Raw genomic sequence first — 17,040 nt, forward strand, 5'->3', positions numbered from 1 at the left:
TGCGGGCAACACCTGTGGCCCCGCACGGCGCCCGCGCCGATGATCTGACCTCCGGCGGCAGCCCGGCCCTTGCGCCACTCCCCTCCTGCCCTCGCCCACTCCTATGCTCAACCGAATCGAACGCGCCCTTGTGGCCTGCAACCGCTGGCTGCTGATCGTGCTGCTGCTGGCCATGGCCTGCATCGTGTTTGCCAATGTGGTGCTGCGCTACACCACGGGCGACTCCATTGTCTGGGCCGAGGAAGTGGCCCGGCACATGATGATCTGGGTCACCTTCCTGGGCGCGGGCCTGGTCCTGCGCTTCGGTGGCCATGTGGCCATCGACAACCTGCACCGCTCGGTGGGCACGCGCAAGGCGCAATGGCTTCGCCGCCTCGTGGTGCTGGGCGTGGGCCTGTTCTGCGCGGTGATGGCGGTGGCCTCGTCGCAGTACGTCTGGGCCACGCGCTTCCAGACCACGGCGGCCACGGACATTCCCATCTCCTTCGTCTACGCGGCCATGCCCGTGGGCTTCGTGCTGATGCTGGTGCATCTGCTGTTCATTGCGCGCGGGTATATCGCAGACGGCTCGTTCGCGGAGTCGGACGAGATGGATGCCGACGCGGCCGCATCGATCTGATCCACCAGGCAGACACATCATGGGTATCACGCTTTTCATCGCCATCATCGTCCTGCTCACGCTGGGCTTTCCGGTGGCCTTCGCGCTGGCGATCTCCGCCGCACTGGCCGTCTTCGTGGGGGGCCGCTATCCGCAGCTCATCGTGTTCAAGGAGATGTTCACGGGCATAGACAGCTTTCCGCTGATGGCCGTGCCCTTCTTCATCCTGGCGGCCGAGCTGATGTCGGGCGGCGCGCTCACTCATGTGCTGCTGCGCTTTGCCGCGCAGTTCGTGGGCCATCTGCGCGGCGGCCTGGGCTATGCCAATGTGCTGTCGCTGACGCTGTTCTCGGGCATTTCGGGCTCGGCCCTGGCCGATGCGGCCGGTCCCGGCTCGATGATGGTCAAGATGATGGACAAGGCCGGCTATGCACGCTCCTACGCGGCGGCGCTGACGGCCAGCACGGCCATCGTGGGGCCCATCATTCCGCCGTCGGTGAGCATGATCATCTACGCGCTGCAGGATGAGAACGTGTCGGTGGGCGGGCTGTTCATGGCCGGCTTCATTCCCGGCATCCTGATCGCGCTGGCCATGGCCGCCGTGAACTGGTGGGTGTGCAGGAAGCGCGACTACCGCTCCACCGAGCCGCGCCCCGACGGCCGCACGATGTGGATCAACAGCTTCAAGGCGATTCCCGCGCTGATGCTGATCGTGCTCATCGTGGTGGGCATCCGCTTCGGCATCTTCACGCCCACCGAGGCGTCGGTGGTGGCCGTGTTCTACGCACTGGTCTGCGGCAAGTGGGTGTACCGCACGCTGCAGTGGTCGGCGCTGCCGGGCATTGCGGCGCGCTCGGCCATGCTGACGGCCTCGGTGCTGCTGGTGATGGCGACTTCGGCGGCCTTTGCCTGGGTGTTGACGGTGGAGGGCATTCCGCAGTACCTGTCCGAGCTGATCGTGAGCTGGGAGCTGTCGCCCACCCTGTTCCTGGTGGCGGTGAACATCCTGCTGCTGGTGTTCGGCATCTTCATGGAGCCGCTGCCCGGCGTGATGATCCTGGTGCCCATCCTGGCGCCCATTGCGTTCAGCCTGGGCATCGATCCAACGCACTTCGCCATGGTGGTGATCGTGAACCTGACGCTGGGCATGATCACGCCGCCCGTGGGCGGGCTGCTGTTCGTGACCTCGGTGGCCACGCGCGTGTCCATCACCGATCTCACGCGCGAGATGCCGCTGTTCCTGCTGGCCCACTTCGTGGTGCTGTGCCTGCTGACCTTCATCCCCGCGCTGTCCACCTGGTTGCCGCATACGCTGGGCTTCCAGTGACGACAAGGGCCTCCGAGTGAGGCCCTTTTTTTTTGCCGCCGGGCCGCCCCAAGGCAAGAAGCGGCCCCCTGGGGGGCAACGGACCTTGCGCAGCAAGGGTAGCGTGGGGGCCTTATTTTGCCGCCGGGCCGCCCCAAGGCAAAAAGCGGCCCCCTTGGGGGGCAGCGGACCTTGCGCAGCAAGGGTAGCGTGGGGGCCTTTTTTCTGGGGTGCCCAGCGCCTCAGAAGAGCAGGCCGGCCATGCGCTGGGCCGTTTCCTTCAGGTGCGGCAGGCCCTCCAGCGCCTGCGCCAGCGGCATGCGCGCCTCGGGCGCATGCACGGCCAGCGTGGCGCGGCACTGGCCCTTGGCATCGCGCACGGGCACGGCCACGGCGATCATGCCGCGCATGAATTCCTCGCGGTCGCAGGAGTGGCCTTCGCGCACGATGCGCGCGCATTCATCGGCCAGCGCCTCGGGCGTGGCCAACGTGTTGGCCGTGCAGGCGGTGAGTTCCACGCTGTCCAGAATGGCGGCGCGTCGGGCCGCAGGCATATGGGCCAGGAACAGCTTGCCGCTGGCCGTGGCGTGGATGGGCACCATCGATCCGGCCTCCAGCTGGATGCGCAGCGGCCAGTGGGTCTCGACACGGTCCAGGTAGCGCACGCGCGTGCCGTCCAGCACGGTGAGGTTGCAGGTCTCGCCCAGCCGCGCCACCAGCTGGGACAGCAGCTCATGGCGCAGGGCCTGGCGCGGGTCGGCTTGCAGGGCGCGCACGGCCAGGCTCAGCAGCTTGGGGCCCGGGGAGAAGCTGCGGTCACCCTCGTGGCGCAGCAGCCATTGCCGCGCCTCCAGGTGGGAGCACAGGCGCGAGGCCGTGGCCTTGGGCAGGTTGAGCGCGGCTGCGATGTCCATGAGGCCTGGCGGGGCCTCGGCCTGGGTCACGAAATCGAGCACGGCCAGGGAGCGATCGGAGACCGAGTTCGCTTCGTCCTGCCGTGCAGGGGTGGGGTCCGGGGCAGCGCTGGCAAGGGATGGCGGCATGGGGCGGTGTCGTGTCGTGTGGAAGGCCGGAAACGCTTTCGATCATGCCTGATCGCCAGGAGGCGGCAAGGGTTTGCGCGGGGTTGCGGTCCACGGCGGCAAAGAATAAGTTTCACTCAAAGGAACAAATAGTTCCTTCAAAAGAAACTCAAAAGGAGCCACTGCATGCCGGACCCCATCGACAGCTATGACTACGTGATCGTGGGAGCAGGCTCTGCCGGCTGCGTGCTGGCCGCGCGCCTGTCCGAGGACCCGGCCACGCGGGTGCTGCTGCTGGAGGCCGGCCCGCCGGACCGCTCGCCCTGGATCCACCTGCCCATCGGCTACGGCAAGACCATGTGGAGCCCCGTCTACAACTGGAAGTTCGAGACCGACCCGGACCCCAACATGAACGGCCGGCGCATCTACTGGCCGCGCGGCCGCACGCTGGGCGGCAGCAGTTCGATCAACGGCCTGATCTACGTGCGCGGCCAGCGCGAGGACTACGACCACTGGGCGGCGCTGGGCAATGCAGGCTGGTCGTATGAGGAGGTGCTGCCCTACTTTGTGAAGTCCGAAGGCAATGCGCGCGGCGCCTTCCCGGGCCATGGCGCGGACGGGCCGCTCAAGGTCTCGGACATCGGCGCACAGCATCCGCTGATCGAGGCCTTCATTGCCGGTGCAGGCCAGGTCGGCGTGCCCCGCACCGAGGACTTCAACGGCCGCGACCAGGAGGGCGCAGGCTACTACCAGCTCACCACCCACAAGGGCCTGCGCTGCAGCACGGCCAAGGCCTATCTGGGCGAGGCCCGGCGCCGCCCCAATCTGCGCATAGAGACCGACGCCATGGCCACGCAGCTGGTGCTGCGCGGCCGGCGCGCCACCGGCATCCGCTACCGGCAAGGCGGGCAGGAGCGCCAGGCCCAGGCGCGGGCCGAGGTGATTCTGTCGGCAGGCGCCATCCAGTCGCCGCAGCTGCTGCAACTGTCGGGCATAGGTCCGGCCGCGCTGTCGCAGTCCCTGGGGATTCCCGTGGTGCACGATCTGCCGGGCGTGGGCGAGAACCTGCAGGACCATCTTCAGATACGCCTGGGCTACGAATGCAGCCAGCCCATCACCACCAATGACCAGCTCAATTCCTGGGTGGGCAGGACCAAGCTGGGGCTGGAGTGGCTGCTGTTCCGCTCGGGCGCGCTGGCCGTGGGCATCAACCAGGGCGGCTGCTTCATGCGTGCGCTCAGGGACGAGCAGGGCCGGCCCGTGGCGGACACGCCCGACATCCAGTTCCACGTCTCCACGCTGTCGGCCGACATGGCAGGGGGCCAGGTCCATCCGTACTCGGGCTTCACCATGTCGGTCTGCCAGCTGCGGCCCGAGTCGCGCGGGCGCTTGCGCATCCGCTCGCGCGATGCCTTCGAGCCGCCTTCCATCCAGCCCAACTACCTGGCCACCGACCTGGACCGCCGCACCAACGTGGCGGCCGTGCGCGCGGCACGCGCCATTGCCGACACGCCGGCCATGCGCCCCTTCGTGAAGCGCGAGGTCAAGCCCGGCCCCGATGCGCACAGCGATGCGGAGCTGCTGGAGTTCTGCCGCAACCACGGCGCCACCATCTTCCACCCCAGCGGCACCTGCCGCATGGGCAGCGATGCCCTGGCCGTGGTCGATGCGCGCCTGCGCGTGCATGGCATGGCCGGGCTGCGCGTGGTCGATTGCTCGGTCATGCCCACCCTGGTCTCGGGCAACACCAATGCGCCCGTGGTGATGATGGCCGAGAAGGCCGCCGACATGGTTCGCGAAGACAGGCACGGAGAGACAGGGCAGCTCAAGGTCGCATGACTGCCCGTTCCTGCATCCCGGCAATGCGACAGACAACCAGGAGACAGCATGACGACGGCAACCGATCCCAGGGTCATCCGCAAGGTGGTGACCTCCGCGCTCATCGGCGCAACCATCGAGTGGTATGACTTCTTCCTGTACGGCGTGGTCGCCGGCATCGTGTTCAGCAAGCTGTACTTTCCCAGCGACGATCCGCTGATCTCCACGCTGCTGGCCTACACCACCTTTGCCGTGGGCTTTGTCACGCGGCCGCTGGGCGGGGTGATCTTCGGGCACTTCGGCGACCGCGTGGGACGCAAGAGCATCCTGGTGGTCACGCTGATGATCATGGGCGTGTCCACCTTCCTGATCGGCCTGCTGCCCACGCATGCGCAGATCGGCGTGGCCGCGCCCATCCTGCTGCTGCTGTTGCGCGTGGCCCAGGGCATAGGACTGGGCGGCGAATGGGGCGGCGCCGTACTCATGGCCTATGAATACGCGCCCAAGGAAAAGCGGGGCTTCTACGCCTCCCTGCCCCAGGTGGGCCTGGCCATCGGCCTGTTCATGGCCTCGGGCGTGGTGGCCCTGCTGTCCTGGCTGTGTACCGAAGAGCAATTCATGGCCTGGGGCTGGCGCGTCGCGTTCCTGATCTCGGGCCTGATGGTGGCCGTGGGCATGTACATCCGCCTGCATGTGAAGGAGACGCCCGAATTCGCGGCCGTCAAGGCACGCAATGCCGAGACCGCGATTCCCTTCATGGACATGATGCGCCGCTATCCGGGCAATGTGCTCAAGGGCATGGGCGCACGCTATATCGACGGCGTTTTCTTCAATGTCTTCGGCGTGTTCTCGATCAGCTACCTGACCTCCACCCTGCAGATCAGCCGCACCGACGCATTGATCGGCGTGATGGTCGCCGCCGTGGTGATGTGCTTCACGATTCCGCTGTTCGGCCGCCTGTCCGACCGCATGGGCCGCAGCCGCGTGTATCTGTGGGGATCGCTGATCACCGCGGTCTCTGCCTTCCCGGCCTTCTGGCTCATGGCCCACAGCGGCGGCAATGTGCTGCTGATATGGATCGCCATCGTCGTGCCCTTCGGCATTCTCTACGCGGCGGTCTACGGCCCCGAAGCCGCCCTCTTCTGCGACCTGTTCGACGCCAAGGTGCGCTACACCGGCATTTCCTTTGTCTACCAGTTCTCGGGCATTTTCGCGTCCGGCATCACGCCCATCATTGCGACGGCGCTGGTCAAGACGGCCGGCGGCAGCTCGTGGCTGGTGTGCCTGTATGTGGTGTTTGCGGGAGCGGTATCGGCCTGGTGTGCCTGGGCGATTGGGAGGGATGGGGGCCGGCAAGAGAGCTTTGCCAGTATGAAGCCCTTGGTCAGATAGCCCATTTGTCTTGCGGTGCAGCTGCAAGGGTCCGAGATCAAAGCTGCCGATCGGGCAGCTTTTTCGCATTGAACGATAGACCGCATCCACGCCCACCTTGCCGCCATAGAGCCGTCTTGGTTTAGGATGGCGCCAGTCCGCAAAGGTAGCCATCAACGGCCAGGCCGCATGGCAAAAGATTCCGGCAGATTCACCCTCCATATCGCAACCGCATGTCAGGCAGGCATGCACTATCAGGTATCACCTTGGCTGCATGATCTATAAAAATATACAAATACTGCGATTCATTGCCGCATTTCTCGTGGTTCTGCACCATACGCTCCCGCCCACTGTGCACCCGGCCCACTACGCAAACATCCCGACCTGGATCACCGAGATTTCCGTCTACGGCTTCGCCGGTGTCGATATTTTCTTCGTCATCAGCGGCTTCATCATGGCCGAGACCACGCGCTCCATGCAGCCCGGAGCCGGCACGGCATCCGGCTTTGTCTTCCGGCGCTTTCTGAGAATCTACAGCGGTTACTGGCCAGCCCTCCTGCTGATGCTTTTTCTCAGCATCTGGCTTGGCATTTTCAATGGACCAGAAATCAGCCACTGGAAGTCATTTCTGCTGCTGCCCCAGGATTTTTATCTGCTCAGTGTCTCATGGACGCTGACCTACGAGCTGTATTTCTACCTGCTGATTGGCACCATGCTCTGCTTCACGCGAAAGCAGGCCGTTCCCGTGTTCCTTGCTTTGCTGCTGGCATTTGTGGTCATTGTTGCCGCGCAATTCAATCTGGGTGTTTATCGATCGGCAACGCCTAGGGAAAACAATTTTCTCTTGAATGTTTTTCTGACATCTCCGCTGATCATTGAATTCATTGCTGGCTTTTTGCTGGGCGAGTGGATTCATAGAAAACCCGGGCAGTCCATTACAGCATGGTCCCTATTCACCACCATGGCACTGTGCGCCAGCATATGGATGCAGAAATATGGCGGCCTCATGGGCGTGGGTATGGCGGCATTTCTCTACTATCCCGAACGGGTGATGCTGTTTGGCAGCACGTCCCTGGGCCTGGTGGCACTGGCCGCGCTGCTGCCCTCGTCCGGCAGCCTGTTGAGCCGCTTCTTCTGCAAGCTGGGTGATGCCTCCTATGCGCTGTACCTGCTGCACATTCCCTTGCTGGTCATTCTATACAGCCTGCTCTTTCCCAAGATCCCCGGCCTGCTGTGGATAGGTGGCGGAAAGCTCTCGCTGCTTGTCTATCTGGTGTCGGTCGTGATCTGTTCCTTGCTCTACTTCAAATTCATCGAGAATCCGCTGCATAAAATATCGAGAAGAGCGTCCAGCATGTGGCTGCGCAGTGCTGAATCCTCCAGGACATGCACTGTTTGAGATATTGCGCCATCTGGCTTCATCAAGCAGTCACCTCACCAATCCGCCAAAGCCCTCGGGATCTTCCAAGAGATCTTCCGCAACTGGCGGCTTTCGTTGAAAATCCATTCCCGGTGAAATCCTTCGCAGACTTCGCCGTTCACCAATAGAGAGGGACTCATGTTCAAAAAAATACTGGCTGCGGCCACCTTGCTGGGCTGCGGCCTGGCGCACGCGTTCATGCCCAGCAACGGCACCTGGGTGGTGACGTCGGAACTCAATGGCAAACCGGGCCGCGGGCTGGCCATCGATGCACAGAACGGCACGCTGGTCATGCAGATGTATGCCTACGAGCCCAGCGGCCAGCCCACCTTCTACATGACCTCGGGCACGCTGACCAATAACCGCTTTGCCGCTCCGCTGATCCGCTACAAGGGCGGCCGCTTTCTGGGCAGCGGCCCGATGTCGGGCTCCGAAGACCGGAACATGGGCCAGGTCAGCATGCGCTTCACCAGCGGCGTGTCGGGTTTCATCACGCTGCCCGGCGAGCAGGAAGTGGCGATTTCGCGTTTCAACTTCGGTTATCCCTCGGTGGCATCCAGCCTGCGGGGCATCTGGACCATGACATCCCTGGGTTCCGAGGGACTCCAGACCCTTGCCGTGGAGTTGACGCGCCAAGCCAGCGCTACATCCACCGGCAGCGGCATCATGGCCAGTGAGGATGGCCAGTTCATATGCGAGCATCAGATCAGCGGCGCCCTCGCTGGCGAGACGCTATGTGTTTGGGTGAACCGATCGGGGCAAATCCTGCGCGGCTACCGATTCGTCTACAGCGTCAACGACGGCGAAGGCGTTTCCAGCACCAATGGCAACCGCCCCGATCAGCGCCTGTACGTCAAGCGTCTAACTACGCCACAGAATGTGGGCACCGGCATCGTCTACGCAAACTCCGCCGCTGCAGAACCCGCTTACGCGGCGCTGCAGGAATACATCGAAAGCCTGACCCTCAACGCCGCACCTCTGCCAGCCGAGCAGGAGTGACGCCCTCGCTGCCGGCCACCCCTCAGGGCAGCGCCGGCAGCTGCTCCGCATGCCGCAGGTCCACATGCGCCTGCAGGAAGTCGAGCACGGCACGCGTGCGCGGGGGCAGGCGGTCGGGCTTGCCCAGGTAGACGGCGTGGATGGGTTCCAGGTCGCCCGTGTTGAATTCCTCCAGCACGGGCACCAGCCGGCCGGCGAGCACGTCGGCCCAGGCGTGGTACAGCGACAGGCGGGCCAGGCCCGTGCCGTGCAGCGCCAGCTCGCGCATCACATCGCCGTCGTTGACGCGCACCACCTCCCCGATATCGACGGCCACGCGCTGGCCGTCCACCAGAAATGGCCAGTGCGGTATGGCGCGCTGGTAGCTCCAGCCCAGGCGAACATGGTGGCCCAGCTCATCGGGATGGGTGGGCCGGCCCTTGCGGGCCAGGTACTCCGGTGATGCCAGGATGACCTGGCGCGTGTGGCCCAGCAGCCGCGCGACCATGTCCGAGGGCGGAAGCTGGCCCCAGCGCACGGCGATGTCGGTGCCGGCCTCGACCAGGTCCACGATCTGGTCCGTGAAGCTCAGTTCCAGGCTCAGCCCGGGATGGCGCTGAAGCAATTGCGGCACCAGGGGCACGAGCAGCATTTTTCCGGTCGATGAGCTGGTGTTGATGCGCACCAGGCCGCGCGGCTCGCTGCGCACGGCCACGCAGGCCTCCAGTTCCTCCAGGTCGGCCAGCACGCGCTTGCCGCGCTCGAACAGCTGGCAGCCTTCGGGCGTGAGATGCAGGCGCCGCGTGCTGCGCTGCAGCAGCTGCACGCCCAGCCGTGCCTCCAGCCGCGACATGCTCTTGCTGACAGCCGAGGGCGAGATACCCAGGTGGCGTGCCGCGGCCGAGAGGCTGCCGCGCTCGGCGACCAGGATCAGCATTTCCAGCTCGGCAAAGCGGTTGGCATCGGCGCTGCCCGTGTCGGCGGCGGCGAGAGGAACAAGTGCGGGCATGGTGTCTCCGAGAAAAGGATCATCTATTCCACACAGGAACAGATCCGTTTCCATTATTCCATCTACACAAAGGTATGTTGCAGTGCGACATTACTGGACATCACACCAAGGATCACAAGGAATCCGTCCATGCCTCTTTCCCTACTCGCCCTGGCGGCCGGTGCCTTTGGCATCGGCACCACGGAATTCATCATCATGGGCCTGCTGACCCAGGTCAGCCAGGATCTGCACATCAGCATTCCCACGGCGGGCTCACTGATTTCGGGCTACGCCATCGGCGTGGCCGTAGGCGCGCCCGTGCTCACGCTGCTGACGCGCCAATGGCCGCGCAAGCGCCTACTGCTGGCGCTGATGCTGATCTTCATCGCCGGCAACCTGGCCGCCGCGTTCGCGCCCAGCTATGAATGGCTGATGTCGGCGCGCGTGCTGACCTCGCTGACCCACGGCACCTTCTTCGGCGTGGGCGCCGTGGTGGCCACGGGCCTGGTGCCGGTGGACAAGAAGGCGTCGGCGATTGCGCTGATGTTCTCGGGCCTGACCCTGGCCACCCTGCTGGGCGTGCCTGCCGGCGCCTGGATCGGCCAGATGTTCGGCTGGCGCAGCGCCTTCCTGGCCGTGGCCGCGATCGGCGTGCTGGCCTTTGCCATCCTGGCCGCCTTCGTGCCGCGCGACCAGGGCCGCCCCGAGGTCACGCCGCTGGCACAGGAGCTGGCCGTGCTGGCCAACGGCCAGGTCTGGCTGGGCCTGGGCATCACGGCCTTCGGCTTTGCGGGCGTGTTCGCGCTCTACACCTATGTGGAGCCGCTGCTGACCCAGGTGACCCGCATGGGCGACAGCCTGGTGGCGCTGACCCTGCTGCTGTTCGGCGCGGGCCTGGCCGCAGGCAATCTGCTGGGCGGCAAGCTGGCCGACCGGGGCGTGATGCGCGCCCTGGTGTGGAGCATTGCGGCGCTGATGGTGGTACTGGCGGCAGGCCGCTGGGCCTTCGGGAACCAGGCCGTGGCCATGGCCTATGTGATCGTGCTGGGCGTCGTGGCCTTCGCCACGGTGGCCCCCATGCAGATGCGCGTGCTGGACCAGGCCGGCCCCCAGGGCGCCAACCTGGTCTCCAGCTTGAACATTGCGGCCTTCAACCTGGGCAACGCCCTGGGTGCCTGGGTCGGCGGCCTGGCCCTGGCCGGTGGCCTGGGCCTGGTCAACCTGGGCTGGGCCGCCGCCGCGCTGACGGCCGTGGGCCTGGTGCTGGTCTTCTGGAGCAGCCGCCTGCCCGCAGGCTCCGCACGCAGCGCAGGCGTGGCCTGCGCCTGAGGCTCAACGGGCCAGCACGGGCTTGAGCGCCTTGCCCGTGTGCGTGCCCGCAGCCACCAGATCCTCGGGCGTGCCGGCCGCGATGATGCGGCCGCCGTCCTTTCCACCTTCGGGGCCGAGGTCGATGATCCAGTCGGCCTCGGCGATCACGTCCAGGTCATGCTCGATGACGACCACGCTGTGGCCCGCATCGACCAGGCGGTGCAGCACGCGGATGAGCTTGTCCACATCGGCCATGTGCAGGCCCACCGTGGGTTCGTCCAGCACATAGAGCGTGTGCGGCGCCTTGTTGCCGCGCCGGGTCACGTCGTCGCGCACCTTGGTCAGCTCGGTGACGAGCTTGATGCGCTGGGCCTCGCCGCCCGACAGCGTGGGCGAGGGCTGGCCCAGCGTGAGATAGCCCAGGCCCACGTCCTTGAGCAGTTGCAGCGGGTGGGCGATGCTGGGCATGCTGGCGAAGAACTCGACGGCCTCGTCCACCTCCATCTGCAGCACATCGCCAATGCTCTTGCCGCGCCAGGAGACGGCCAGGGTCTCGGGGTTGAAGCGCGCGCCGTGGCAGACCTCGCAGGGCACCTTCACGTCGGGCAGGAAGCTCATCTCGATGGTGCGCATGCCCTGGCCCTCGCAGGCCGGGCAGCGGCCTTCGCCGGTGTTGAACGAGAAGCGGCCGGCCGCGTAGCCGCGCGCCTTGGCCTCCAGCGTTTCGGCGTAGAGCTTGCGGATGGTGTCCCAGAAGCCGATGTAGGTGGCCGGGCAGCTGCGCGGGGTCTTGCCGATGGGGGTCTGGTCCACTTCCAGCACGCGGTCAATGCCTTCGAAGCCCTGCAGGCCCTTGCAGCCCGACAGCGCAGGCGCCTTGCCCGCGTCCATGGCATCACGCCCGGCCTTGGTGGCGCGCTGGCCCACCCAGACGGCCACATTGGCCAGCATCACGTCGCGCGCCAGCGTGGACTTGCCCGAGCCGCTGACGCCCGTGACGGCCACCAGGCGCTTGAGCGGCACGCGCGCATCCACGTTCTGCAGGTTGTGCAAGTGGGCGCCGCGCACGGTCAGCCAGCCCAATGCGTCGGAGGCGGGTTCGGCTTCGACAACGACAGGCGCGGCCTTCTTTTTGGATTTGGATACCTTGACAGGCGCGGGTTCCGGCACCGGTTCGGCCACGGCGGCAAGCTCGGCGGCCGCCTGCGGCGGCTGGCCCTCGCCCACCCAGCGGCGCGGCTGGAACGGGTGGCGCATGGCGTGCAGCAGATAGCGGCCCGTGATGGAGTCCTCGGCCGCCATGATGTCGGCCGCCGTGCCCTGGGCCACGAGGCGGCCGCCACGTATGCCGGCGCTGGGGCCGATGTCGATGATGTGGTCGGCCCGGCGGATGGTGTCCTCGTCATGCTCGACCACGACCAGGGTGTTGCCCTTGTCGCCCAGCTTGTGCAGGGCGTTGAGCAGGATCTGGTTGTCGCGTGCATGCAGGCCGATGGTGGGCTCGTCCAGCACATAGCAGACGCCCTGCAGGTTGCTGCCCAGTTGCGCGGCCAGGCGGATGCGCTGGGCCTCGCCGCCCGACAGCGTGGGCGCGCCACGGTCCAGCGTCAGGTAGCCCAGGCCCACTTCCTCGAGGAATTCGAGGCGGCTCTGGATCTCGGGGATGAGGTCGCGCGCAATATCGGCCTCGCGGCCCGACATCGCCAGCGCCTGCACCCATTGGCGCACGTCGTTGACCGACAGCTGGGCGATCTCGGCAATGCCCACGCCATGGAAGCGCACGGCGCGCGCCGTGGCGTTCAGGCGTGTGCCCTGGCAGGTGGGGCAGGTCACTTCGGCCAGGTCCTCGATTTCCTGGCCTTCGAACTTGACCTCGCGGCCCCGGTTGTCCTCGACCAGCAGGGTGTCGTCATAGACCTTGCGCTGGTCCTTGGTGAGCTTGACGCCCGTGCCCACGCAGTCGGGGCACCAGCCGTGCTTGCTGTTGTAGGAGAACAGGCGCGGGTCCAGCTCGGCATAGCTGGTGGCGCAGACCGGGCAGGCGCGCTGGGTGGAGAACACCTGCAGGCTGCCGATGCCGACCGTGCTCCGGCCGCCGGCCATGGCATCGGCCAGGTTGTCCAGGCCGGACAGCACATGCAGCACGCCCTTGCCTGTTTCCAGCGCCTGCGCCAGGTGGCCGCGCAGCTCGCGCTCGCTGGCCGCCGTGACGGTGACGCTGGCCACGGGCAGCTCGATGGTGTGTTCCTTGAAGCGGTCGATGCGCGGGAATCCCGTGGTGGGCAGGAATTCGCCGTCCACGCGCAGATGGGTGTAGCCGCGTGGCCGAGCCCAGTCGGCCAGCTCGGTGTAGACGCCCTTGCGGTTGACCACCAGCGGCGCCAGCAAGCCGATGGTCTGGCCCCGGAACTGCGTGAGCAGCTGGGCCGCGATGCTTTCCGCCGTCTGCGGCTGCACGGCGGCGCCGTCGTGGATGCAGTGCTGCGTGCCCAGCTTGACGTAGAGCAGGCGCAGGAAGTGCCAGACCTCGGTGGTCGTGCCCACGGTGGACTTGCGCCCGCCGCGCGACAGGCGCTGCTCGATGGCCACGGTGGGCGGTATGCCGTAGACCGCGTCCACCTCGGGCCGGCCCGCAGGCTGGACGATGGAGCGCGCATAGGCGTTGAGCGACTCCAGGTAGCGGCGCTGGCCTTCGTTGAACAGGATGTCGAAGGCCAGCGTGGACTTGCCCGAGCCCGAGACGCCCGTCACCACGTTGAACTTGCCGCGCGGGATCTCCACCGACAGCTGCTTGAGGTTGTGCTCCTTGGCGTTGACGATCTCGATGGCATTCCTGGCCGCGGCGCCCGACATGGCATGCGCCTTGCGCTGGCTCTTGTAGAGCATGGGAGCGACCTCGCGCACTGCCTCGCCGCCCACGCCCATGGCCAGGTCGTACTCGCGCAGCGCCTGGGCCGTGTGCGAGCCAGGCACCTGGCGCACCTCCTCGGGCGTGCCCTGGGCCACGATGGCGCCGCCGCCGTCGCCGCCTTCGGGACCGAGGTCGATCAGCCAGTCGCTGGCACGGATCACGTCCAGGTTGTGCTCGATGACGATCAGCGAGTGCCCGGCCTCCAGCAGCTTGCGCAGCGCGCGCATGAGCTTGGCAATGTCGTCGAAGTGCAGGCCCGTGGTGGGCTCGTCGAACAGGAACAATGTGCCCTTCTTGGCCAGCGCCTGCTTCGACTTGGCCTGGGCCTTGGCGGCCTCCGCCAGGAAGCCCGCGAGCTTGAGGCGCTGGGCCTCGCCGCCCGACAGCGTGGGCACGGGCTGGCCCAGCTTCACGTATTCAAGGCCCACATCGACGATGGGCTGCAGGGCGCGGATGACCTCGCGGTCCTGGGCGAACAGCAGGGCCGCCTCGGCCACGGTGAGCTCCAGCACATCGGCCACGTTGAGCTTGCGCGGCTGCAGCTCGCCGGCCGCGTGGCGCTCGATCGTGACTTCCAGGATCTCGGGGCGGTAGCGCGTGCCGTTGCAGTCGGGGCAGCGCAGGTAGACATCGGAGAGGAACTGCATCTCCACATGCTCGAAGCCCGAGCCGCCGCAGGTGGGGCAGCGGCCGTCGCCGCTGTTGAAGCTGAACTTGGCGGCCGTGTAGCCGCGCTGGCGCGACAGCGGCGCAATGGCGAACAGCTCGCGAATGGAGTCCCAGGCGCCCACGTAGCTGGCCGGGTTGGAGCGCGCCGTCTTGCCGATGGGCGACTGGTCCACGAACATCACGTCGCTCAGGTGGTCGGCGCCCAGCAGGCGCTCGAAGGCGCCGGCCGCATCCGTGGGCTTGCCGAAGTGGCGCATCAGCGCGGGCACCAGCACGTCCTGGATCAGCGTGGACTTGCCCGAGCCGCTGACGCCGGTGATGGTGACCAGGCGCTGCAGCGGAAAGTCCACGTCGATGCTGCGCAGGTTGTGCTCGCGCGCGCCTTCGAGGATGAGGCGTGTCGTGGACTCGGTCACCATGCGCTTGAGGCCGAAGCCCACCTGCTTGCGGCCGCCCAGGTAGGCGCCGGTCAGCGTGTCGGCATGGCGCAGGTCCTCGGGCGTGCCGTCGAAGACGATCTGGCCGCCGCGCGCGCCGGGGCCGGGGCCCATGTCGATCATGCGGTCGGCCGCGAACATCACGGCCGGGTCGTGCTCGACCACGACCAGGGTGTTGCCTGCATCGCGCAGGCGCTGCATGGCCTCGGTGATGCGTTCCATGTCGCGCGGGTGCAGGCCGATGCTGGGCTCGTCGAGCACGAACAGGGTGTTGACCAGCGAGGTGCCCAGGGCCGTGGTCAGGTTGATGCGCTGCACCTCGCCGCCCGACAGCGTGCGGCTCTGGCGGTCCAGCGTGAGGTAGCCGATGCCCACGTCGCACAGGTACTGCACGCGCGCCATGATTTCGGCGTGCAGCATCTTGAGGGCCTGGGCCTCGCCGTCATGCAATGGGGCGTCGACTGCCGGCGCCAGCTGTTGGAAGAAATCACGCAGCCGCACCAGGGGCAGCTGCATCAGGTCGTGCAGGCACAGGCCCGGCAGCGCTTCCAGCTGCTCGCGGCTCCAGGCCACGCCCTTCGGCATGAAGCGGCGGTAGCGGCCTTCGTCGCCGGGCGGCAGCACGGCATCGGCGGCCTGCTTGCCGCCCAGGCGCCACAGCAGGCTTTCGGTCTTCAGCCGCGCGCCGCCGCAGGTGGGGCATTCGGTATAGCTGCGGTACTTGGACAGCAGCACCCGGATGTGCATCTTGTAGGCCTTGCTCTCCAGGTATTCGAAGAAGCGCTTGATGCCGTACCAGGTCTGGGTCCACTTGCCATTCCAGTTGGGCGAGCCGTCCAGCACCCAGCTCTTTTGCGCGTCGGTGAGCTTGGCCCAGGCCGTGTCGCGCGGAATGCCTTCGGCCTCGGCGTGGCGCATCATGTCGTCCTGGATCTCCTTCCAGGCCGGTGTCTGCACGGGCTTGATGGCGCCCGTGCGCAGGGTGAGCTTGTCGTTGGGGATGACCAGCCCCCAGTCCACGCCGATCACGCGGCCAAAGCCCCGGCAGGCCTCGCAGGCGCCCACGGCGGAGTTGAAGGAGAACAGCGAGGGAATCGGCTCCTGGTAGCTCAGGCCGCTTTCGGGGCAGTGCAGGCCCAGCGAGAACTTCCACAGCTGGGGTTCGGTGGGCTGGGCACCTGCGGCTTCCACGGCGGATTCAGGCAGCACATAGACCGTCATGTGGCCGCTGCCGCGCTTGAGTGCCACCTCGATGGCCTCGTAGGCGCGGGCCCGCTCCACATTGCCCAGGCGGAAGCGGTCGGCCACCACGTCCAGCATCTTGACCTTGAGCGGCGGCGCCGCCTTGGCCTTCTTGCCCTTGGCGTCTGCGGCAGGCTCCACGGCGCCGGCCTTCTCGGCCTCGCGCTCGGCCTGGACCTTGGTGAAGCCGCTGGCCGACAGCCATTGCTCCACCTCGGCGGCCGTGGTGTTGGCGGGCAGCTCGACGGGGAAGGTGATGGCGATGCGCGGATCGCCGGCCTGCCGGCAACGCTCGGCCAGCTCCTCCAGCACGCTGTCGGGCGTGTCGTGGCGCACGGGCACGGCGGTGTCGCGGTCGAACAGCTGGGCTGCGCGCGCGAACAGCAGCTTCAGGTGATCGTTGAGCTCGGTCATCGTGCCCACGGTGGAGCGCGAGTTGCGGACGGGATTGGTCTGGTCGATGGCGATGGCCGGCGGCACCCCCTCCACACGGTCCACGGCCGGCTTGTCCATGCGGTCCAGGAACTGGCGCGCATAGGCCGAGAAGGTCTCGACATAGCGGCGCTGGCCTTCGGCATACAGGGTGTCGAACACCAGGCTGGACTTGCCCGAGCCGCTGGGCCCCGTGACCACGGTCAGCTCGCCGGTACGGATGTCGAGATCCAGGTTCTGGAGATTGTGCTGGCGTGCGCCGCGAATTCGAATCAGACCGTGCGTCATGGGTGTTCTGTGGTCAGTGGGAGCCAAACATTCTAGGCAGTCCATGCGTCAGGCATCAGACGCTTCTCAATACCTGTATTTTCATACAGGTTAAACAAAAAGATACCCCCTCGACACATCCGCGCGACCATAAAAAAACCCCGGAACCAGTCCGGGGCTCGTGCCTCTTGCCGAGGGCTTACTTGGCCATCTGCACGGAGGCAGGCATGGCCTGCTCACCCGGCACACCCTTCACCTGGGTGATGGCCA

Annotated in this window: 10 protein-coding genes; 7 read left to right on the top strand and 3 right to left on the bottom strand. The window is 66.5% G+C overall.

Annotated elements, in window-relative coordinates; all coding sequences use genetic code 11:
* Nucleotides 1–103: 103 nt before the first annotated feature.
* Both ACF8ME_RS04695 and ACF8ME_RS04700 read left to right on the top strand, forming a co-directional pair.
* Complete coding sequence (locus tag ACF8ME_RS04695) at nt 104–619, top strand: TRAP transporter small permease (protein ID WP_013800419.1); 516 nt, start codon at nt 104–106, stop codon at nt 617–619.
* Between the two features lie 19 nt (nt 620–638).
* Nucleotides 639–1,925, top strand: coding sequence for a TRAP transporter large permease (locus ACF8ME_RS04700; protein ID WP_013800418.1), 1,287 nt, complete (start codon nt 639–641; stop codon nt 1,923–1,925).
* A gap of 221 nt (nt 1,926–2,146) precedes the next feature.
* Here ACF8ME_RS04700 and ACF8ME_RS04705 read toward each other — a convergent pair whose 3' ends face one another.
* Nucleotides 2,147–2,947 carry an IclR family transcriptional regulator gene (locus ACF8ME_RS04705; RefSeq protein WP_392415448.1) on the bottom strand — a complete coding sequence of 267 codons (801 nt, stop codon included), beginning with the start codon at nt 2,945–2,947 and terminating at the stop codon, nt 2,147–2,149.
* 165 nt (nt 2,948–3,112) lie between these two features.
* Between ACF8ME_RS04705 and ACF8ME_RS04710 the strand changes: the two genes are divergently transcribed.
* The 4 genes from ACF8ME_RS04710 to ACF8ME_RS04725 all read left to right on the top strand — a co-directional run bounded on the left by ACF8ME_RS04710 (nt 3,113) and on the right by ACF8ME_RS04725 (nt 8,534).
* Complete coding sequence (locus ACF8ME_RS04710) at nt 3,113–4,765, top strand: GMC family oxidoreductase (protein WP_392415450.1); 1,653 nt, start codon at nt 3,113–3,115, stop codon at nt 4,763–4,765.
* 48 nt (nt 4,766–4,813) lie between these two features.
* Nucleotides 4,814–6,136 (top strand): MFS transporter, encoded by a 1,323-nt coding sequence (locus ACF8ME_RS04715; protein ID WP_392415452.1) that lies wholly within the window; start codon nt 4,814–4,816, stop codon nt 6,134–6,136.
* 253 nt (nt 6,137–6,389) lie between these two features.
* Entirely contained in the window at nt 6,390–7,514 is a 1,125-nt protein-coding gene (locus tag ACF8ME_RS04720; RefSeq protein ID WP_392415454.1) for an acyltransferase family protein, read from the top strand.
* Between the two features lie 159 nt (nt 7,515–7,673).
* Nucleotides 7,674–8,534, top strand: a complete 861-nt coding sequence (locus ACF8ME_RS04725) for a hypothetical protein (protein ID WP_343740509.1) — start codon at nt 7,674–7,676, stop codon at nt 8,532–8,534.
* A 22-nt stretch (nt 8,535–8,556) separates the two neighbouring features.
* Here ACF8ME_RS04725 and ACF8ME_RS04730 read toward each other — a convergent pair whose 3' ends face one another.
* Nucleotides 8,557–9,522 (bottom strand): LysR family transcriptional regulator, encoded by a 966-nt coding sequence (locus tag ACF8ME_RS04730; RefSeq protein ID WP_277849055.1) that lies wholly within the window; start codon nt 9,520–9,522, stop codon nt 8,557–8,559.
* 129 nt (nt 9,523–9,651) lie between these two features.
* Here ACF8ME_RS04730 and ACF8ME_RS04735 point away from each other — a divergent pair, with 129 nt between their 5' ends.
* On the top strand, nt 9,652–10,830 hold the full coding sequence (locus tag ACF8ME_RS04735; RefSeq protein ID WP_012207748.1) for an MFS transporter: 1,179 nt from the start codon (nt 9,652–9,654) through the stop codon (nt 10,828–10,830).
* A gap of 3 nt (nt 10,831–10,833) precedes the next feature.
* Here ACF8ME_RS04735 and uvrA read toward each other — a convergent pair whose 3' ends face one another.
* Complete coding sequence (uvrA, locus tag ACF8ME_RS04740) at nt 10,834–16,791, bottom strand: excinuclease ABC subunit UvrA (RefSeq protein ID WP_392415456.1); 5,958 nt, start codon at nt 16,789–16,791, stop codon at nt 10,834–10,836.
* Between the last annotated feature and the right edge of the window lie 249 nt (nt 16,792–17,040).

This window comes from Delftia sp. WSY_7, assembly GCF_043104845.1.
GTDB lineage: Bacteria > Pseudomonadota > Gammaproteobacteria > Burkholderiales > Burkholderiaceae_C > Comamonas > Comamonas tsuruhatensis.